The following is a 19,895-nucleotide window of genomic DNA, read 5'->3' on the forward strand; positions in this document are numbered from 1 at the left end:
ATCCGAAGGAGTCGCCGCAGGCGAGGACGAGGATGACGACGGGGCAGTCCGGAGCGAACGCTCCGGACCGCAATCGTGGGCGCTCGCAGCCACGGCGACCGCGGCGTCGGGCGACCTACGAAGATCTAAAGCCTATGCATCACACACGCCAAGACCTACGAAGATCTAAAGCCTATGCAACACACACACCAAGACCTACGAAGATCTGAAGCCTATGCAGCACACACACCAAGACCTGAGCAGATCCGAAACCCTAAGAACCCCAAACGCCCCCACCAACAAACCTCAAACCAGCACCCTTCGCACCCCACCTCCCGCATGTTCCTCCGGCAACCTCCCCCTCCCCGCCCCAAACAACTTCTCCCGCAACGACCCCTCCGCATAAGAAGTCTTGTAAGCCCCCCGGCTCTGCAACTCCGGCACCACCAGATCGATGAAGTCCCCGTAGCACTCCGGCGTCACCGTCCTGGCCAGATTGAATCCGTCGATATCCGTCTCCGCCACCCAGGCCTCCAGCTCGTCCGCGATTTGCGATGCGCTGCCCACCAGCGCGGGATAGCGGCCGCCCAGCGCCATGTCGGCCAGCAGGTCGCGCACCGTGCGGTCTGTCCGGGCGACCGTCAGGTTCTTCACCGCCGATTCGATCGCGTTGTTCTTCACATAGCGGATCGGCTCGTCGGCGGCATAGCGCGAGAAATCGATGCCTGTCGAGCTGGCGTAATGCGCCAGGCCGGCTTCGGGGTTTGCGTAGCGCAAGTATTCCGCGTGCTTCTCGCGCGCCTCGGCCTCGGTTCGGCCCGCGACCACGGTGACGCCCATGAAGAATTTGATGTCGCGCGGATCGCGTCCTTCCCTGGCCACCGATTCGCGCACGCCAGCCACCAGCTTGCGCAGGCCTTCCTTCGTCTGGCTGGACACGAACACGCATTCGGCGTGGCGCGCCGCGAACGCCTGGCCGCGGCCGGACGAACCTGCCTGGTACAGCACCGGCGTGCGCTGACGCGACGGTTCGGACAGGTGATAGCCCTGGACACGGTAGTACTTGCCGGCGTGGTCCACGCGACGCACCGCCTCGGGATCCGCGTACACGCGGCCCTGGCGGTCGGCACGGACCGCGTCGTCGTCCCAGCTGCCTTCCCACAGCTTGTACGCCACCTCCAGGAACTCGTCGGCGCGGTCGTAGCGTTCGTCGTGCGCGATCTGTTCGGACAGGCCCATGGCGCGCGCCGCGCTCTCCAGGTAGCCGGTGACGATGTTCCAGCCGATGCGGCCGTTGGTCAGGTGGTCCAGGGTCGAAAAGCGGCGGGCCAGCAGGTACGGCGCCTCGTAGGTCAGGTTCACCGTCACGCCGAACCCCAGGTGCTGCGTGGCGGCGGCCATGGCGGATACCGTGAGCAGCGGGTCGTTCACCGGCAGCTGGATGGACTCGCGCAGCGTCAGGTCGGCCGAGTCCTGGTAGACGTCATAGACGCCCACGATGTCCGCCAGGAACAGGCCGTCGAAGAGGCCGCGTTCCAGCAGCTTCGCCAGGTCGGTCCAGTAGTCCAGCGTCTTGTACTGCACGGAGGTGTCGCGCGGGTGCGTCCACAGCCCGTGGTTGATGTGCCCGACGCAATTCATGTTGAAGGCGTTCAGGAGGATTTGCTTCTTTGCCATGGCGGGCCGCTCCGGGTTCAGGTGGTGCCCACGCGAGCGGGCGGGGCGTCGTTCAGGTAGTAGTTGCCCACGGCGTGCAGCTTCCAGCGCACGGGATCGTGCAGCGTGTGCGTGCGCGCGTTGCGCCAGTGGCGGTCCAGGTTCAGCTGATCCAGCGTGGACTGCGTGCCGGCCAGTTCGAAGAGCTTGGTGCCGGCGGCAAGCGAGGCCTCGGTGGTGAGCGCCCGGGCCTCGGCCACGGCGATGGCCGCGGCGGCGACGTGTGCCGGGGCCGGGTCGGCCGTGGCGATGTCGAGGATGCCGCCGGCGCGGGCGACCAGGGCGCGGGCCGCTTCCAGCCTGACGGAGAGACGGCCGAATTCGCTGATCGTCAGCGGATCGTCGCGCGCGCGGTCAACGCCGGCGTCGATCCATGGGCGCGAGCGCTCCCGCACGAATTCGGCGGCGTCCGCCAGCGCCGCCTGGCCGATGCCCAGGTCGATGGCGGCGTGGATGATCTGCGCCAGCGGTTTGATGGTGTTGGCGGGCGCGGACGGGTCGACGAGCAGCAGCACGTCATCCCGGGGCACGGCCACGTCCTTGAACACCACGGTGCCGCTGCCGGTCACGCGCTGTCCGAAGCCGGACCAGTCGTCGATCACCTCGACGCCGGGGCTGTCGCGGCGCACGAACGCCAGGCGCTGGATGCCGTCGTCGTCGACCGTGGCGGTGGGGATCCATTGGGCGTAGAGCGCGCCCGTGCAATAGAACTTGCTGCCGTTGATGCGCCAGCCGCCAGTGTCGTCCGTCGTCAGGCGCGTGCGGCGCTCGGCGGCGGTGCGGGTGCCGATTTCGGCCAACGCGTTGCCGAAGCGATCGCCGGCCAGCGCGCGGGCATAGAAGCGCTTTTGCTGGTCGGCATTGCCATTCACGCGCAGCACTTCCAGCGCGTAGTAGTGATTCTGGGGGATCTGGCCGAGCGAACCGTCGGCGCGCGAGATGATCGCCGTGACCTCGGCCAGCGTGACGCGCGACACGCCCGCGCCGCCGTGTTCCCGCGGCACCGTGATGCCCCACAGGCCGGATTGCGAGTAGCGCTCCAGTTCCGGCAGCGGCAGGCGCCGTTCGCGATCGCGCTGCGAGGATTCTTTCTCGAAATCGGCGGCCAGCGCGCGGGCGACTTCCAGCGCGTGCGCGTCGGATTCGATGATGGCGGCGCGGCGGGGCGCCAGCGTGGATACGTTGTCGTGGGACATGGGCTCAGATCCAGGAATGACGATTGGGCCGCTGGCCGTTCAGCACATGGTTGCCGATTGCGTGGTATTTCCAGCGCACGGGGTCATGCAGCGTGTGCGTGCGTGCGTTGCGCCAATGGCGGTCGAGGTTGAATTCGGACAGCGACGCGCGCGCGCCCGCGAGTTCAAACAGCTTTTCGCTGGCGGCCAGCGCGACCTCGGTCGTCAGGGCCTTGGCGCGGGCCACGGCGATCGACGCGGCGGCGACGCCGTCCGCATCCAGCGCACGGGCCGCGGCGGCGTCCAGGTGCCGGGCCGCCTCTGACAGCAGGGCTTCGGCCGCATGCAGGTCGGTGTACAGCCGGCCCACGTCGGCGATGACGTAAGGATCCTGCGTGGCGCGTTCGACGCCCGCTTCCACCCAGGGGCGCGACCGCTCGCGCAGGAACGCCACGGTGTCGCGCAAGGCGCCGTCCGCGATGCCGGCGTCGATGGCGGCCTGCATGAGCTGCGCATACGGCCCGATCAGCACGGGGGCTTCCTGCACGGTCCACGCGGGCAGGATGCTGTCCGCTTCGACGCGCACGTTGTCCAGCAGCACGGTGCCGCTGGCGGTGGTGCGCTGGCCGAAGCTGGACCAGTCGTCCACCACCGTAAGGCCGGGCGCGCCGCGCTCGAGCACGACCGTGACCAGGCGGCCCTGCGCGTCGAGCACCTTGGACGGGATCCAGTGCGCAAACAGCGCGCCGGTGGAGTAGAACTTGCGTCCGCTCAGGCGAAAGCCGTCGCCGTCGGGCGTAAGGCGCGCCTGGATGTCGCGGGTGTGGCGCGTATGGCGTTCGGGTCCGGCGTTGCCCAGCCGGCGTCCGGCGAGCACGCCTTCGTAGTAACGGCGCTTCTGCGCCGGCGTGCCGGTCAGGCGCAGCAGGTTCAGCGACCCGAAGTGGTTCTGCGGAATCTGGCCCAGCGACGGATCCGCCGCGCTGATGATGCGAAAGACCTCGGCCAGCGTCTCGTGCGTGACGTCGGCGCCACCGAACTCGCGCGGCACGGTGATGCCGCCCAGGCCGCTGGCCGAGTAGCGCTCGATCTCGCGCCAGGGCAGCCCGCGCTCAAGATCCCGCCGCGCCGCCCCCTGCGCGAAGTCGGCGGCCAGCGCATGCGCGGCTTCGATCGCCTGGGCGTCGTTCTGGATCCTTGCCGCCGGCACGACTCTGGGGGTCTCGTCGTCCTGGGGCGGGGAATAGGTGGTTGAAGCTTGCGGCATGCGAAGGCCCCGGCGTTGAGGAAAACATGCAGCCTACGGCCGCGCCTGACGGCAAGGAAGAACTGATTTCGCATTGGCATATGTGAAATCGGCATATGCGTGGAGCGTCGCGGACGCCCCTGTTAGCGGCGCGCGACGCGCATAAAGTAATCACGAAAGAATGTTTGTGGCGGGCCTTGGCGCTTGCTTAGAGTCGAGACTTTCCGCACGCCGCCGCTGTCGCGACGCGATTGCGCCAACCACTGTCCCGCCGCCATGCCCGAACTGGATCTGCCGCTTTCCCTGAACTACGACGGCGCGCTTGAAGCGCGGCTCTTCGACGACATCCGGATTGCCGTCGCGCCCCACATTCCCGAGGCGCGCATCGACGCGCCGCGCGATCTGGCGGACGCCGGCGAACGCGAGGCCGCCGGCCGCTACGCCATCTGGAACACGGTGCACGACCTGTTCATCACGCAGGTGGCGGCGCATGCGATCTCGGGCCTCTTCGACGACGATGTCGATTTCCAGTTCGCGCTGGCGCGGCAACTGGGCGACGACGCGGCCCACGCGGAGTTTTCGCGCGGGCGCGCCGCGGCGCTGCTGGGCGCCGATCCGCTGCCGCAGGTGGAAGAAGGCGTGCGCGACGCGTGGGACCTGATCGGCGGCTTCGCGCTGCGCAACTGGCAGAACTTCCTGGCCTGGCAGTTCCATTACGAGCACTACATCCTGGCGCGCCTGTTCGTGAACCGGCGCACCGCGCGGGTGCTGGACTTCGGCCACCGCGAGTTCGGCGAGAACCGCATCCTTCCCGATGAGGAAGCGCACCGGATCCGCATCACGCAGTGGTGGCTGAACAAGCTGGAGCGCGCGGATCCGGCCGAACGCGACGACTGGATTGACGGCCTGATCCAGGCCGACGAAGACGCGCAGCGCATCCTGGGGCCCTATCTGCGCGACTCCTGGCAGCTCAACCAACGCGCCACGGGTCTGGACATCCGCAATCACGTGGCGCTGTACGACGCATGGCGCCGCGAACTGCTGGCCACGCTGGTGCGCCGCGATCCCGCCGACCTGCCGGCGCTTGTCAGCCTGGCGGCCTGAAACGCCCCTGCCGCCGATTCCCTTTCCGCCTTCCCCGAACAAAGGACCACCAAGATGACGCAGTCTCTACCTCCCGCCGCGGACGATCACGACGCTCCCGCCAGCCCGCTGCGCCGCTGGCTCATGGGCGCGGCGGCGCTGATGGGGTCGGGGGCCCTGTTTCCGAACGTGATCTTCGCGCCGGCGCACGCCGATACGCAAAGCCTGCCCAACACCGTCGACGGCGCGGTGCGCGGCGGCGTGCTCAACGCGGTGGTGCATCCCGAACCGCCCACGCTGGCGTTCTACCTGAACTCGTCCACGCCCACGGGCGCCGTCGTCAGCAAGATCTTCGACGGCCTGGTGGAGTACGGCCCTGACCTCAAGCCCCGCCCGCAGCTGGCGGAAAGCTGGAGCGTGTCCGAAGACGGCAAGACCATCACGTTCAAGCTGCGCCAGGGCGTGCTGTGGCACGACGGCAAGCCGTTCACGTCCGCCGACGTCAAGTGGTCGGCCGAGGAAGTGTGGCTCAAGCACGCGCCCAGCGCACGCCGCGTATTCCAGTACCTGAAGCAGGTCGACGCGCCCGACGACCACACCATCGTGCTGCACCTGTCGCAACCCACGCCCGTGGCGCTCAACGCCATCGACTCGCTGGGCGCGCCCATCCTGCCCCGCCACCTGTTCGAAGGCACCGACATCCAGAACAACCCATACAACAACAAGCCCGTCGGCACCGGCCCCTTCGTGTTCAAGGAATGGAACCGGGGCAACTACATCGTGCTGGAAAAGAACGAAAAGTACTGGCAGCCGGAACGCCCCTATCTGGACCGCATCGTCTGGAAGATCATCCCCGACGTGTCCGGCCGCGCCACCGCGCTGGAGACGGGCGGCGTCGCCTATGGCGAGCGCAACCCCGTGGCCTTCACCGACGCGACCCGACTATCCAAGCTGCCCAAGCTGGCGGTCGACACGTCCGGCTACAACGGCTTTGCCGCGTGGCTCTGGCTGGAGGCCAACCTGCGCGACCCGATCCTGTCCAACCTGAAGGTGCGCCAGGCGATCGCCCACGCGGTGAACAAGCAGGTGCTGGTAAAGACCGTGTGGAACGGCTACGCGGAACCCTTCGTCAGCCCCGTGCCGTCGCTGGTCAAGCCCTACCACAACCCGAATGTGCAGCAGTATCCCTACGACACGGCGCTGGCCGAGAAACTGCTGGACGAGGCGGGCTATCCGCGCAAGGCGGACGGCTGGCGCTTTGCGCTGACGCACGACTACATTCCGTTCGGCGACGACTACCGCCGCACCGGCGAATTCGTGCGCCAGGCGCTGCGCAAGGTCGGCATCGACGTCACGTTGCGCGGGCTGGACCTGGCGACGTGGACGCGCAATGTCTTCACCGACTACAACTTCCAGCTCATCAGTTCGTGGGGCACCGTGCTCATCGACCCGCAGCTGGGCGTGGAGACGCGCTACTGGAGCAAGGCCGAGGCCAAGGGCACGCCCTGGTACAACGTATCGGGCTACAACAACCCCGACATGGACCGGGCCATCGAGGCCGCGCAGGTCGAGACGGATCCGAAAAAGCGCATTGAGCACTACAACGAGGTCCAGCGGCTGGCGCAGCGCGACCTGCCGCTGATCGGTCTGTTCGAGTTCCGCTGGTTCGGCGTGTGGGACAGGCAGGTGCGCAACGTGACGGACGCCTCGTCCCATTCGCGCAACAACTTCGCCAACGTCTGGCTGGGCAAGGCCTGACGGCCCGCGGGAATCATCGCCATGTCCCTGCGCCTGCCCCGCCCCCTGCGCTATCTGCTGCAGATCCTGTTCGTGGTGGGCGTCACCGCCATCGCCAACTTCTTCCTGCTCAAGCTGGTGCCGGGGGACCTGGTGGACGTGATCGCGTCCGAGAACAGCGGCATCACGCCCGAACACGTGGCGCAGCTTCGCCAGGCCTATGGCCTGGACCAGAGCGTGCTCGCGCAGCTTGGCTATTACCTGAAGAGCCTGCTGTCCCTGGACCTGGGCTACTCGTTCCGCTATGGCGAGCCGGTGGCCGACCTGATCCTGGGCCGGCTGCCCGCGACCCTGGCCCTGATCGGCGCCGGGCTGGCGCTGTCGGTGGCGCTGGGCGTCCTGCTGGGCGTGCTGGCGGCCCGGCGGCCGCAGGGCCTGCTGGACACGCTGCTGTCGGCGCTGGCCACGGCCGGCTACTCCGCGCCCATGTTCTGGACGGCCCTGATGCTGATCGTGGGCTTCGGCGTGCACCTGAACTGGCTGCCGGTGGGCGGCATCCGCGATGTGGGCGCGGCGCACCAGGGCTGGGCGCTGTGGCTGGACTATGCGCGCCACCTGGCGCTGCCGGTCGCAACCGTGGCCATCTACTACGTCGCCATCTATGCCCGGCTGTCGCGCGCATCGATGATCGAAACCCTGCAGGAAGACTACATCCGCACGGCGCGCGCGCGCGGCAACGGCGAGGCGCGCGTGATCTGGCGCCATGCACTGAAGAACGCGATCCTGCCGGTCGTCACCATGCTGGGGCTGCAAAGCAGCGCGCTGCTGGGCGGCAGCATCGTGGTCGAGACCGTGTTCGCCTGGCCCGGCCTGGGGCAGCTGTCGTTCGAGGCCATCGCCAGCCGCGACGTCAACCTGCTGCTGGGCATCCTGCTGATGAGCGCGGCGCTGGTGGCGCTGATGAATATCGCCGTCGACGCTTGCTATGGCCTGCTCGACCCCCGAGTGAGAAAGACATGAAGCGATTCGTTCTTGCCGCGCTGCGGCTGTTGCGCGCGCCCTCGGCCGCCGTGGGCGCGTCGATCCTGCTGGCCGTGCTCTGCGCCGCGGCGAGCGCGTCGTGGCTGTTCCCGGACGATCCGCTGGAGATGGTCGGCGCGCCCTTCACCTGGCCGGGCGAGGATGCGCAATTCCCGGCCGGCACGGACCTCATGGGCCGCGACATCCTGGCCGGGCTGTTCCACGGCGCGCGCGTGTCCCTGCTGGTGGGCGGCGCGTCCGCCGCGATCGCGCTGGGCATCGGGCTGCTGGTCGGCGCCTTCGCCGGCTACGCCGGGCCGCGCACGGACGCCGTGCTGATGCGCATCACCGAGCTCTTCCAGACGGTGCCGTCGTTCCTGCTTGCCATCGTGCTGGTGGCCATCCTGGGCCCGTCGCTGTCCACCATTATCTTCGCCCTGGGCATCACGTCATGGACCGGCATCGCGCGCCTGACGCGCGGCGAATTCATCTCGCTGCGGGAACGCGAGTTCGTGCGCGCCGCGCAGACGCTGGGCGCGGGCCACGCCCGCATCATCTTCCGCGAGATCCTGCCCAATGCCCTGCCGCCCATCATCGTGACCACCGCGGTGCTGGTGGCCCACGCGATCCTGTCCGAGGCCGGGCTGTCATTCCTGGGCCTGGGCGATCCCAACGTGGTGAGCTGGGGCAGCATGGTCGGCGCTGGCCGCGAGGCGCTGCGCACCGCCTGGTATATGACGGCGCTGCCGGGGCTGACCATCATGGCGACGGTGCTGGCCCTGAACCTGCTCAGCGACGCCGTCAACGACGCGCTCAACCCGAAGCTGCGCCGCCGCCGCGTCGCGGCGGCGCGCTAGCTTTTCCGGATACCCATGACTACGCTGATCGACATCCAAGGACTGAACGTCGCCTTTCCCGGCCACCAGGCCGTCCGCGGCCTGGACCTGCAGATACGCGCCGGGGAAACCCTGGCGCTGGTGGGCGAATCCGGCTGCGGCAAGTCCACCACCGCGCTCGCCCTGCTGGGCCTGCTGCCGCGCCACGCGCGGGTGCAGGGACGCGTGCTGTTCGAAGGCCAGGACCTGCTGGCGCTGCCCGAACGCCGCCGCTGCGCGCTGCGCGGCGACCGCATCGCCATGATCTTCCAGGAACCGATGACCAGCCTGAATCCGGTGCTGACGCTGGGCGACCAGATCGGCGAAGCGCTGCGCCTGCACCGCGGCGCGTCCGCCCGCGCCGCCCGCGCCCGCGCGATCGAGCTGCTGGACCTGGTGCGCGTGCCCGAACCGCAGCGCCGCGTGGACGACTACCCCCACCACCTGTCCGGCGGCCAGCGCCAGCGCGCCATGATCGCGGCCGCCATCGCCTGCCAGCCGGCGCTGCTGGTAGCCGACGAACCGACGACGGCGCTGGACGTCACGGTCCAGGCGCAGATCCTGAAGCTGCTGGACGACCTGCGCGCCGAACTGGGCATGGGCCTGCTGCTGATCACGCACGACCTGGCCGTGGTGGGCGAATGGGCCGACCGCGTGGCGGTGATGGTGGGCGGCGAAAAGGTGGAGGAAGGCGCGGCATCGGCCCTGCTCGGCCATCCGCGCCACCCGTACACCCGCGGCCTGCTGGGCGCGTCGCTGCGACTGGACGACGCCACCCACTACAGCACGCTGCGCCTGCCCGAGATCCGCACCCGGCTCGACCCGGCATCGGGACGCCCGGTGTTCGGGCTGGTGACGCCGCCGCGCGCCGGCGCCGCCGCCAACGACCCGGCGCCGGCCACCGCCCGGCCGCTGCTGCAGGTGCAGGACCTGCGCGTGCAGTACCAGACCCGCCGCGGCGTCACGGCCGCGGTCGACGGCGTGTCGTTCGAGATTTCGGCGGGCGAAACCCTGGGACTGGTGGGCGAGTCGGGCTGCGGAAAATCGACCCTGTCGCGCACCCTGGTGCGCCTGCTTGCGCCCGCCTCGGGCCGGATCCTGCTGCGCGGACAGGACACCGCCCGGCTCGACGCGGACGGGCTGGCCGGCTACCGGCGGAGCGTGCAGATGATCTTCCAGGACCCGTACGCCTCGCTCAACCCCAGGCACACGGTGCAGGAGATCCTGGAGGCGGCGCTGCGCATCCACCACGTGAAGGACCGCGACGAGCGGCGCCGACGCATCGCCCACATCCTGGACGCCGTGGGCCTGCCGCGGGAAGCGCTGGCGCGCTACCCCAGCGAATTCTCCGGCGGCCAGCGCCAGCGCATCGGCATCGCCCGGGCGCTGGTGCTGCGGCCGGCCCTGGTCATCTGCGACGAGCCGGTGTCCGCGCTGGATGTCTCCGTGCAGGCGCAGATCCTCAACCTTCTGGTTGACCTGAAGGAGGAGTTCCGGCTGTCGTACCTGTTCATCTCGCATGACCTGTCGGTCGTGCACTACCTTGCGGACCGGGTGCTGGTGATGAATGCGGGCCGCATCGTCGAAGAAGGCCCCAACGCCACCCTGTGGCGCGAGGCCCGGCATCCGTATACGCGCAGCCTCATCGAGGCCCTGCCGCGCGGGCTGGATGCGCGCGACGAAGACCAGCGCCGGATCGCCTGAAGGCGCGCGCGGCGGGGCCTTTCACGGCGGGCCCGCACCCGTCCGATGGCCGCGCCGCTCGTCCGTTCGCGGGACTGGATTGCGCCAGGCGGCGGGCCTATACTGGATTCGCCGCAGCCCGGCATTCCTTCTCCTCAAGGAGAGGCAACATGTACAGGCACTTGCTCATCGCCGTCGACGGCTCCCTGCTGTCAGAATCGGCATTCAAGCGCGCGCTCGTCTTCGCCAAGGAAATGGGCGCCACCATCACCCTCATCCGAGCCATCCCGGAGGACCACCTGCTGGTCTACCAGGCCGAAATGCTGGGCACCACGCAGACGCATCACACCGACCAGGCGCGCAAGAACGCGCAAGCGTATCTCGATGGGCTTGAAACCGAGGCGCGCCACGCGCTGGTGCCTTGCGAAGCCATCGTGATGGTCAACGACCACCCGCACGAGGCCATCGTGGACACGGCGCAGAAGCAGGGTTGCGACCTGATCGTGATGGGCTCGCACGGCCGGCACGGGATGACCGGCTTCCTGCTGGGCAGCGAGACGCAGCGCGTGCTGGCGCGCACCAAGCTGCCGGTGCTGGTGTACCGCTAGCCAGTCTCGCCTGCTAGGCCGACGCCAGCTCGTGCTGGAAGGTGAAGCTGTCGGCGTACATGTGGTCCAGGCTGGCGCCGCGCGCCGCCAGCAGGCTCTTGGCCTGGCGGATCATCTCGGGGGCCCCGCACAGGTAGATGGCGTGTTCCGACAGGTCGTCGTGGTCTTCCATGACGGCCTGCTGCACATGGCCCCGGCGCCCCTGCCACCCTTCACCCGCGCGCGACAGCACGGGCACGAAGTTGAATTCGTACAGGCGCCCGGCCCAGCTTTCGATGACATCCCGCAGGTACAGGTCTGCCTCCGTGCGCATGCCCCAGTACAGCGTGACGGGCGGACAATCCTCGTTGTCCAGCAGGGATTCCAGGATGGCCTTGATCGGCGCGATGCCCGTCCCCGTGGCCATCATGATGAGCGGGCGCCAGTCTTCCTCGTGATAGCTGAACACGCCGAGCGGCGCTTCGATCTCGACGTCCGCGCCCGCGCGCGCCTGGCCCAGCCACTGGTCGGTGTAGCGGCCGCCCGGGATGCGGCGCACATGGAAATCAACCAGGTTTCCAGCGGGTGGCGATGCCATGGAGAAGCTGCGCGTTTCGCCGTCCGGCAGCACCACATTCATGTACTGGCCCGGCACGTAGTCCAGTCCCTGGCCGGGCAGCGCCAGCGTCAGATGGATGACGTCGCCAGAATAGGGTTCGATGCGGTGGATGGTTGCGGGCACGCGGCGCGGTTCGGGAAACGCCTGCCGGCTGCTGGCCACGCTGATGCACAGGTCGGCCACGGGACGCGCCTGGCAGGCCAGCGCGTAGCCCTCGTCCGCCTCTTCTTGCGTGAGCGCCATCGGAAATTCTTCGTAGCGCACCGCGCCGGATGCGAGTTTGATGCGGCAGGTGCCGCAGCCGCCGAAGGTGCATTCGTGCGGCAGCTTCACCGCTGACCGCTCCGCGGCTTCCAGCACGGATTCGCCCTCTTCGACGTCGAAGGCTTCTTCGGTTTCCAGGATATGCACGCGGTAGGCCATGGCGTCCTCGCCTATTTCTTGATGTCGGCTTCGACCAGCACTTTCATGCCGCGCGGCTCCAGGAGCTCGCCCAGCGCCGCCAGCGCGGCCAGGCCGGCCTTGGTGTCCTGTTCGCCATTGCCGCCGCTCAGGCCGACGCCGCCGATCACCTCGCCGTTCACGACGATGGGAAACCCGCCCACGAAGACCGCGAACTTGCCGTCAAAGCTCCACTGGATGCCGAAGGCTTCGTTGCCCGGCAGCGCGGGGCCGTTGGGCGGCGTGTTGAACAGGTGGGTCGAACGCTTGTGGCCGGCGGCGGTGAACGCCTTGTTCCAGGCGATCTGCGGACCGGTGATGCGGGCGCCGTCCATGCGCTCCAGCGCGATCGGATAGCCGCCGTCGTCCACGATGCAGATCGATTCCAGCACGCCGATCTCTTGCGACTTGGCGATGGCGGCGCGCACCATGACGCGCGCTTCTTCAAGTTCCAGGCGATAGATCTGTTTCATGTGCAATGCCTCTGTGAAATGGAGTTGGACGCCGTCAGCCGGCGCGGTAGACGGTCTTGATCTGGGTGTAGAACTCCAGGCCCACGCGGCCCGACTCGCGGAACGTGGACGTGCTGGAGTGCTTCAGGCCGCCGAACGGGGCGTTGATCAGGTTGCCGGTGGTGGTGCGGTTGATCTTCACCGTGCCCGCCTGGATGTCGCGGGCGAAGCGATGCGCGTAGCGCGCGTCGGTGGTGGCGATGGCGGCCGACAGCCCGTATTCCGTGTCGTTGGCCTGGGCGATGGCGTCTTCGTAGCCGTCGACCTCGATCAGCGCGATGACGGGGCCGAAGATTTCCTCGCGGGCGATGCGCATCTTCTGGGTCACGCCGGCAAAGAGCGCCGGCGTCACGTAGTAGCCGCGATCGAAACCCGCGCCCTGCAGGCGGTCTCCGCCATGGAGGTGCGTGGCCTCCTGCTTGCCGATCTCGACATAGCCCAGCACGTTGTCGAGCTGCCGCGCGGTCGCCAGCGGACCCAGGTCGAAGTTGCCGTCCAGGCCGTTGCCGATGGTCAGCGTCTTGATCCTGGCCAGCAGCTTGTCTGTGAAGGCCTTGCTCACCTTGGCGTCCACCAGCACGCGGCTGGTGCCGGTGCAGGCCTGGCCGCTCAGCGAGAACCCGCCCTTCACCGCCAAGTCCACCGCGCGATCCAGGTCGGCGTCGGCCAGCACGATCAACGGATTCTTGCCGCCCAGTTCCATCTGCGTGCGCGTGGTCAGGCCCGCGCTGCGGTGGATCTGTTCGCCCGCCGCGGTGGATCCGGTAAAGGAGATGGCCCGCACCTGCGGCGCGCCGGTGATGGCCTCGCCCACGGCGCCCGCCGGTCCGGTCAGGAAATTCAGCACGCCCGCGGGCAGGCCGGCCTGCACGAAGGCCTCGGTCAGGCGGTAGCCCGACAGGGGCGCGTCCGACGACGGCTTGAACACCACGGTGTTGCCCGTGATCAGCGCGGGCGCGATCTTGCGCGCGGGGATGGAAATGGGGAAGTTCCAGGGCGAGATCACCGTCACCACGCCCAACGGTTCGCGCTGGCTGTAGACGATCATGTCCGGATCGTCGTTGACGTAGGTTTCGCCGGTGAAGGACTGGCCTTCGACGGCGTAGAAGCGGATCGTCTGCGCCGACCGCAGGATTTCATCCTTGGCCAGGTTCAGTCCCTTGCCTTCTTCCCGGGTCAGTTCGCGCGCGAACGCGTCGGCGTGGTCCTCCAGGTATTGGGCCGCGCGGAACAGGATGGCCGCCCGCTTGGAGATCGGCGTGTCGCGCCACGCGGCGAAAGCCGCGTCGGCCGCTTCCACCGCCCGCCTCGCGTCATCGGCATCGGACACCTGGAACCGGCCCACGATGTCGGCCGTGTCGGCCGGATTGAGGTTGGGCGCGGTCTTGCCCGTGCCGCTGGGCGTCCAGTTGCCGCCGATGTAGTTCAAAAAGGTCTGCTGCGAGAGATCGTCCACGGGAGCGCTTCCTATTTGTAGCCCTGCCGGGGCGGGCGGGGCGTGGGCCGCTGGGTCATATGCTGAACATTGTATACTTTAATCAGTTTGCGACGATGCGTGGAAACCCCAACGCCGGATGGGAAAAAGGCTCCCGCAGGAGCCTTTTGCATCGGACGCGCCGCGCCTCAGCGCCAGATCAGCACGGCGCAGATGGTGGAGACGAACAAGGCCAGCAGTACCGGCAGCAGCAGGGCCCGCACCAGCGACAGCACGTTCACCCGCGCAAAGCCCGCCACCGCGATCAGCGACGACCAGGCGATCAGCGTGCCGCCGCCCGTCCAAACCGCCCCCATCTGGCCCACCGCCGCCAGCGTGGCCGGGTCCACGCCCACCACCGGCCCCAGGGCGCCGGACAGCGTGCCGGTCAGCGGCAGCCCTGCGAAGCCCGAGCCGTCGATGCCGGTGATCATGCCGACGATGAGCACGCCGAAGGCGACCAGGAAGTGGTTTTCCGGAATCAGGTGCTGCGCCGCCGAGATCACCTCGAACAGCAACCCGGGCGCCTGCGCCTGCGGCACGCCCAGGATCTGGGCCGCCGTTTCATTGGCGCCCACGAAGAAGAAGCCCGCGATCGGCAGCACGGAGCCCATGGCCTTGAAGGCGAAGACAAAGCCGTCGGTCACGTGTTCGGGGCAGACGTCGAGCATCTTGCGCGGCCCTTCGGCCGCCAAAGTCACCAGCATCATCACCACGAACGCCACGCCGCCCACCAGCGCCGCGGCGTCGCCCCCGCGCAGCGCGGGCAGGGAAGGAAACAGGCGCGGCAGCACCATCACGGCGATCACCGCCAGGAAGGCCAGCGGCGTGACGACCGCGAAGGTCTTGGACCAGCGCACGCGGCGGCGCTCTTCCTCGCTCATGGCCGGTTCGGCGGGCAGCGCGGGATCGGCGCCCATCGTGCCGCGCGCCAGTTCCGCCTTGTCGAAGGAGCCCGACTGCTCGATCCGGGCCAGGCTGCCGTCCTGGGCGCGGGCCTGCCAGGCCGACAGCAGCGCCGGATCGGCCGCGACGATGTGCTTGCGCACCAGCAGGTAGGCCGCGATCAGCGCCACCCCGCCGGTGATCAGCGACAGCACCAGGGCGCGGTCGGCCACCACGGCGGCGCTGACCGCGGCGCCGGCCGCCTTGGCGCTGATGCTGGGCGCCACGCCGATCACGTAGTCGGAGGACAGGGCCATGCCCTGGCCGGCGATCGCGATGGCCATGGCGCCCGCCAGGGGCGGCAGGCCGGCCGCGATGGCCGCGGGCAGCAGGATGGCGGACACCAGGGGCACGGCGGGCGTGGGCCAGAAGAACAGCGAGATCACATAGGTACAGAGGGCGATGATCAGGAAGGACGAATGCCCCCCGCGCATGACCTTGCGGAACGGCTGCACCATGCGCACATCCGCCTGCAGGGTCTTGAGCGCATTGAGCAGCGCGGTCATGAAGGTGATGACCAGGAAGATGTTGAAGAGCTCCTTGGCCGCCACGAAGCTGGCCGAGAAGATGCCGATCAGCGCGCTGACCGGGTTGCCGGTGATGGCCAGCACCACCAGGAAGGTGCCGATGACGGACGGCACCACCACGTTGGCTCGCAGGATCATCGTCAGGATGATGGCGGCCACGCTGATCAGGTATATCCAATGAGCGGCATTGAGCACGACGTCGGATTGCATGCGCTATTCCCCTTGTGTACGTGGCTGTTGGGTCGCCACAATCGGTATACTATATTTCGTTGAACGCCATACCAACCGAAATATGCACCGCCTAGGGAAAGCGATAATTCTGAAATATTGATGAATATCGGCGGAAAATCAGGGGTTTACCCGTAGTTTTCGGGAATCTATTCGCCTGAGCTAAAAATCATCGATAGACTATCGTATACATAATTTACAAAGTGCGAGGCATGCTGTCTTCCCTGCCGTTTTCCGATCTGCCGCACTACGCCGCCATGGCGGCCGTGGTGTTCGGCGCCGCGGTGGCGCAGGGCGTGGGCGGCGTCGGCTTCGCCATGTTCGCCGCGCCCGTGGCGGCCATGTTCTTTCCCCAGCTTGCCCCCGGCCCCCTGCTGACGCTGGGCGGATTCATCTCCCTGCTGACCGCGCTGCGCGAGCGCGCCGCGATCGACTGGCCGGCCGTGGCCTATGCGCTGTCGGGCCGGGCGGTAGGAACGCTGATCGCCATCTACGCCATGGCGCGCTTCGCGCCCCAGGCGCTGGGCGTGCTGTTCGCGTGCATGATCCTGATCGCCGTGGCGCTCAGCGTGGCCGGACTGCGCTTTACCGCCACGCCGGGCAGGGTCTCCGGTGCGGGCGTGGCCTCCGGCATCATGGGGACGATGACCTCGGTGGGCGCGCCGCCCATCGCCATCGTGCTGCAGCACGCCGCCCCGGACCGCCTGCGCGCCACGCTGGGCATGGTGCTGTTCCTGGGATCGATCTTTTCGCTCGCCATGCTGGCGCTGGCCAAGCGCTACACCGGCTACCACGTCGGGCTGGCCCTCAGCCTGGCGCCCTTCCTGTTGGCCGGTTTTGCGGTCTCCAACCGGCTGCGCACCCTGCTGCCCCCGCGCGCCGTGCGCGCCGTCCTGCTCGCGGCCTGCGCCGCGGGCGCGGTGGGGGTGCTGGTGAAGGCATTCTGGGTGCATTGATGCGGCACGCTAGCGGCGACGCCCGGCTACACCCGGTAATACAATGGAGACTGTATCCATTACGCCAACCCTGCTCGCCATGACAACTTCCCCCGTCAGCCCGCAAGCCATAGAGACGCAGCACTCCGCCCCGCTGAAGATCGGCGAGCAGCACCCGCAGCTCTTTGCCGTCATCCGCGACAAGCTGCGCGAACGCATCCTGAGCGGCGAATTCACGCCCGGCGACCGCCTGGTCGAAGGACGCCTGTCGGAAGAAATGGGCGTGTCGCGCATTCCGGTGCGCGAAGCGTTGCGCGCGCTGGCCGCCGAAGGGCTGGTCACGATCGAGCCCCGGCGCGGGGCGTCCGTGTCGGTGCTGTCCGACGCGGTGGCCTACGACATGGTGGAAGTGCGCGCCACGCTTGAAGGCCTGAACGCCAAATTGGCGGCGCAGCGCCGCGACGAAAAGACCGTGGAACGCCTGCAGGCCTTCCTGCGCGAAGGCACGGAAGCCGCGCGCGACGAAAAACTGGACAAGTTCCTGGCGCTGAATTCGCAGTTCCACGAAATGCTGGCCACCATCGGCGGCAACGTGGTGTTGACCGACCTGATGCGCTCGCTGCGCGACCGCACGGCCCTGCTGTTCGCGCCCAGCAACATGCGCCGTGCCAAGCAGAACTGGGACGAGCATTCGCAGATCCTGAACGCGGTCATCGCCGGCAACGGCGACCTGGCGGCGCTGCTGGCCAGCCAGCACGTGCACAACGCCGCCAAGGCCTACACCGAGGCCCAGCAGCCGCCGCACGCGTCGGTGGCCTAAAGCCAGGCGGCCACGAAGGCCGCGCCTGCGCTTCCTACGTGGCGGCGGCCTCCACGGGGCCGGACGCCGCGCCCACCACGATGCCCTTGCCGTTCTGCACCACCCACGACACCTTGACGTCGCCGCTCACGAAGGTCTGGCAGGCCATGCGGTAGCCGGCCTCGAAATCCTCGGGCCGCAGGTGCTTGCGCTCCTTGGGCTTGATGGCGTCGGTGTTTTCAAGCCCTTCTTCGATGCGGCACTTGCAGGTGCCGCACAGGCCGCCCCCGCACTTGAAGGGGATGCCGCCCTTTTCCTTCAGCGACACCCGCAGCAGATTGCTGTTTTCCGGCGCGGTCGCCACCATGCCGCCGTTCGAAATGAAAGTGATCTGGACCATGTGTTCAGTGCTCCGCGGCGATGGCGCCGGACCTCAGCGTCAACGTCGACTCCATGCTGCCAAAACGCGTCAGGTGCGCCAGCTCCTTGCGGGCGGCGTCGACCGACGCAAACTTTTCCAGGAACTTGGACGGCACGTGGTTGACCACGTACGGCGGCGTTTCCTCGGTGACGACCAGCTTGATGTCGCGGCGCAGCAGGGCGATGCTGAACACCGCCAGCGCGCGACCGTAGAACACGTAGTCGTAGGTTTCCATGATGTCTGCCCCGTCGCCCGCCTCGGTGCGGAAGACGCCCGGCTTGGAGGTCAGGATCACATAGGTCGATGCCATGGCCGTTATGCCTCCACGTCCTGGGCAAGCTCGATGTCGCTGCTCAGCCAGAGCTGGCACGCCAGCCGGTAGCCCTGGTCGATGCGGTCGCCCAACTGCTTCTTTTCCTTCCAGTTCACCGGAGGCAGATGCTCGGCGCCCGACAGGACGCGGCAGGCGCACTTGGCGCATTTGCCCATGCCGCATTCGTAGCGCAGATGCGGAAACGGAAACTGCTTGATGCCGGCCCGCACCACCAGGTTGGTGTTGTCCTTCACCACGTCGGTGTAGGTCTGGCCGCCTTTATGAAACACAACGGTAGGCATGGGTCTTCGTCCAGGAGCTGCGGTCCGGCCGCCCCCGGCATGCGCCGGGCGGCCGCGTGCGGGATGTCAGGCGGCAAGGCCCAGTTCGGGCAGCTTGATTTCATGCTGCACGTAATCGGTGTAGAGGGCCGTGGTGTAGAGCAGCCGCATCTGCGCGCCGATTTCGCAGATCTTCAGGCAGCGCTGCTGCAGGTCCACCGTGTTGGCGTGCTCCAGCACGATCTGGTAACCGCGTTCGCCGTGGATTTCGTCCGACACGATGTGCAGGTCGAAGAATTCCACTTCCTCGTCGGTGAAGCCGTACTTCTCGCGCAGCGTCGGCGTCTGCTTGCGGTAGATCGACGGCACCTGGGATTCCAGGCCCACCACCAGGCCGGCCACCGCGACGATGGGGTCTTCGCGCATGGCCACGGCATAACACCAGCTTTGCAGGGCGCGCGTGGTGGGCGACATGTTGTCCGGATTGGTCACCCGTTCGCGGGTCGTGCCGCAGGCCTCGGCGAAGCGGATCAGCAGGTCCGTGTGGCGGTCGCCGCCGATTTCCTCTTCGTACATGTTGGCCAGCAGGAAATCCTTGGCCTCGGTGTAGGTGTCGGGCGTGCGGGCGTACAGGTAGCCCAGGTAGTCGGCGAACGGGCCCACGTAGTGGTAGTGGTTCTCGGCCCAGCGGGACAGATGCTCGCGGCTGAGCTTGCCCTCGGCCCAGGCAATGGAAAAGGGCGATGCGTTGGCGCTCTTGCCCTTGATCGCGTTTTCCAGCGCGGTACGGAATTCATCTCGGTTCATCAGTTCTGCCATGACTCGCTCCAGGTCCAGTGGGAGAAATTCCAGGCCTGTCTAAGCCCGGGCATGGTGAACATTGTATACCGTCTACTGTTTTGGGCTGCTAGGGCTATCCCGGAGAAACGCACTTAAAACAGGGACAGTTTCTTGCATATCAAGCACTTGCAGGCGCCGCCCCGGGGCTGGACGCAATGTCGTCGCCGACGTACAATGAATACACTTTCAATGCAATACGGAAATACCATGAATACCCGCCATCCCCTTGGAGACGCCCCGATCGGCCAGCAACTGCTTGCTCACTATGCCCGCCGCGATGCCGTGCGCCACGCCACGTCGCTGTTTCCCTCGTCGTGGGCCGAATGCCTGGCGCCGTTCCGCAATGCCCGCCTGCAGCCGCTGCGCGCAGCCGCACCCGCCGTGCGCGCGCAGAGCGACGACACGGTGTGCCAGGCCGGCTGAAAAAGATAAGGGTTGGCGCCCGGGAAGCTTTCCCGG

Annotated in this window: 20 protein-coding genes; 9 read left to right on the forward strand and 11 right to left on the reverse strand. The window is 67.8% G+C overall.

From position 1 onward, the window contains the following. Positions 1–285: 285 nt before the first annotated feature. Genes ABE485_RS26940 through ABE485_RS26950 form a run of 3 tightly spaced genes read right to left on the reverse strand, consistent with a single transcriptional unit; the run spans position 286 to position 4,137 of the window. Positions 286–1,656: an LLM class flavin-dependent oxidoreductase gene (locus tag ABE485_RS26940; RefSeq protein ID WP_346518316.1), complete on the reverse strand. Its 1,371-nt coding sequence runs from the start codon at positions 1,654–1,656 to the stop codon at positions 286–288. Between the two features lie 17 nt (positions 1,657–1,673). Beyond that, positions 1,674–2,891, reverse strand: a complete 1,218-nt coding sequence (locus ABE485_RS26945) for an SfnB family sulfur acquisition oxidoreductase (RefSeq protein ID WP_346518317.1) — start codon at positions 2,889–2,891, stop codon at positions 1,674–1,676. A 4-nt stretch (positions 2,892–2,895) separates the two neighbouring features. Beyond that, positions 2,896–4,137, reverse strand: coding sequence for an SfnB family sulfur acquisition oxidoreductase (locus ABE485_RS26950; protein WP_346518318.1), 1,242 nt, complete (start codon positions 4,135–4,137; stop codon positions 2,896–2,898). Between the two features lie 183 nt (positions 4,138–4,320). Here ABE485_RS26950 and ABE485_RS26955 point away from each other — a divergent pair, with 183 nt between their 5' ends. The 6 genes from ABE485_RS26955 to ABE485_RS26980 all read left to right on the forward strand — a co-directional run bounded on the left by ABE485_RS26955 (position 4,321) and on the right by ABE485_RS26980 (position 11,122). After that, on the forward strand, positions 4,321–5,220 hold the full coding sequence (locus ABE485_RS26955; RefSeq protein ID WP_346518319.1) for a hypothetical protein: 900 nt from the start codon (positions 4,321–4,323) through the stop codon (positions 5,218–5,220). Positions 5,221–5,274: 54 nt separating this feature from the next. Next, on the forward strand, positions 5,275–6,957 hold the full coding sequence (locus tag ABE485_RS26960) for an ABC transporter substrate-binding protein (protein WP_346518320.1): 1,683 nt from the start codon (positions 5,275–5,277) through the stop codon (positions 6,955–6,957). A 21-nt stretch (positions 6,958–6,978) separates the two neighbouring features. After that, positions 6,979–7,956 (forward strand): ABC transporter permease, encoded by a 978-nt coding sequence (locus tag ABE485_RS26965; protein WP_346518321.1) that lies wholly within the window; start codon positions 6,979–6,981, stop codon positions 7,954–7,956. Beyond that, the gene (locus tag ABE485_RS26970) at positions 7,953–8,813 is read left to right on the forward strand and encodes an ABC transporter permease (protein ID WP_346518322.1); all 861 of its coding nucleotides are present in this window, start codon (positions 7,953–7,955) and stop codon (positions 8,811–8,813) included. The genes ABE485_RS26965 and ABE485_RS26970 overlap by 4 nt, the downstream gene beginning before the upstream one ends. Before the next feature lie 15 nt (positions 8,814–8,828). Continuing rightward, positions 8,829–10,535 (forward strand): ABC transporter ATP-binding protein, encoded by a 1,707-nt coding sequence (locus ABE485_RS26975; protein ID WP_346518323.1) that lies wholly within the window; start codon positions 8,829–8,831, stop codon positions 10,533–10,535. A 149-nt stretch (positions 10,536–10,684) separates the two neighbouring features. Continuing rightward, positions 10,685–11,122, forward strand: a complete 438-nt coding sequence (locus ABE485_RS26980) for a universal stress protein (protein WP_008164773.1) — start codon at positions 10,685–10,687, stop codon at positions 11,120–11,122. A gap of 13 nt (positions 11,123–11,135) precedes the next feature. Here ABE485_RS26980 and ABE485_RS26985 read toward each other — a convergent pair whose 3' ends face one another. The 4 genes from ABE485_RS26985 to ABE485_RS27000 all read right to left on the reverse strand — a co-directional run bounded on the left by ABE485_RS26985 (position 11,136) and on the right by ABE485_RS27000 (position 15,829). Next, a complete protein-coding gene (locus tag ABE485_RS26985; RefSeq protein WP_346518324.1) occupies positions 11,136–12,143 on the reverse strand; it encodes a 2Fe-2S iron-sulfur cluster-binding protein in 1,008 nt (335 codons plus the stop codon). A gap of 11 nt (positions 12,144–12,154) precedes the next feature. Continuing rightward, complete coding sequence (locus ABE485_RS26990; RefSeq protein ID WP_056319338.1) at positions 12,155–12,634, reverse strand: GlcG/HbpS family heme-binding protein; 480 nt, start codon at positions 12,632–12,634, stop codon at positions 12,155–12,157. A 34-nt stretch (positions 12,635–12,668) separates the two neighbouring features. Continuing rightward, positions 12,669–14,129 carry an aldehyde dehydrogenase family protein gene (locus ABE485_RS26995; protein WP_346518325.1) on the reverse strand — a complete coding sequence of 487 codons (1,461 nt, stop codon included), beginning with the start codon at positions 14,127–14,129 and terminating at the stop codon, positions 12,669–12,671. A 167-nt stretch (positions 14,130–14,296) separates the two neighbouring features. Further along, complete coding sequence (locus tag ABE485_RS27000) at positions 14,297–15,829, reverse strand: hypothetical protein (RefSeq protein ID WP_346518326.1); 1,533 nt, start codon at positions 15,827–15,829, stop codon at positions 14,297–14,299. A gap of 230 nt (positions 15,830–16,059) precedes the next feature. On the opposite strand from ABE485_RS27000, the gene ABE485_RS27005 reads away from it, so the two are divergent. Continuing rightward, positions 16,060–16,803: a sulfite exporter TauE/SafE family protein gene (locus ABE485_RS27005; protein WP_346518327.1), complete on the forward strand. Its 744-nt coding sequence runs from the start codon at positions 16,060–16,062 to the stop codon at positions 16,801–16,803. Between the two features lie 79 nt (positions 16,804–16,882). Further along, the gene (locus ABE485_RS27010; RefSeq protein WP_346518328.1) at positions 16,883–17,602 is read left to right on the forward strand and encodes a GntR family transcriptional regulator; all 720 of its coding nucleotides are present in this window, start codon (positions 16,883–16,885) and stop codon (positions 17,600–17,602) included. 34 nt (positions 17,603–17,636) lie between these two features. Here the strand turns inward: ABE485_RS27010 and ABE485_RS27015 are convergent, their stop codons facing one another. From ABE485_RS27015 to ABE485_RS27030, 4 genes are all read right to left on the reverse strand, one after another. Continuing rightward, a complete protein-coding gene (locus ABE485_RS27015) occupies positions 17,637–17,981 on the reverse strand; it encodes a 2Fe-2S iron-sulfur cluster-binding protein (RefSeq protein WP_346518329.1) in 345 nt (114 codons plus the stop codon). A 4-nt stretch (positions 17,982–17,985) separates the two neighbouring features. Next, on the reverse strand, positions 17,986–18,312 hold the full coding sequence (locus tag ABE485_RS27020; protein WP_346518330.1) for a ferredoxin: 327 nt from the start codon (positions 18,310–18,312) through the stop codon (positions 17,986–17,988). A gap of 5 nt (positions 18,313–18,317) precedes the next feature. Next, the gene (locus ABE485_RS27025; protein ID WP_346518331.1) at positions 18,318–18,617 is read right to left on the reverse strand and encodes a 2Fe-2S iron-sulfur cluster-binding protein; all 300 of its coding nucleotides are present in this window, start codon (positions 18,615–18,617) and stop codon (positions 18,318–18,320) included. A 66-nt stretch (positions 18,618–18,683) separates the two neighbouring features. Beyond that, entirely contained in the window at positions 18,684–19,415 is a 732-nt protein-coding gene (locus tag ABE485_RS27030; RefSeq protein WP_050446826.1) for a TenA family transcriptional regulator, read from the reverse strand. A gap of 228 nt (positions 19,416–19,643) precedes the next feature. Here ABE485_RS27030 and ABE485_RS27035 point away from each other — a divergent pair, with 228 nt between their 5' ends. Continuing rightward, positions 19,644–19,859, forward strand: a complete 216-nt coding sequence (locus tag ABE485_RS27035; RefSeq protein ID WP_346518332.1) for a hypothetical protein — start codon at positions 19,644–19,646, stop codon at positions 19,857–19,859. Positions 19,860–19,895: the final 36 nt, after the last annotated feature.

It is taken from the genome of Achromobacter spanius, assembly GCF_039673305.1.
GTDB classification, from domain to species: domain Bacteria; phylum Pseudomonadota; class Gammaproteobacteria; order Burkholderiales; family Burkholderiaceae_B; genus Achromobacter; species Achromobacter spanius_F.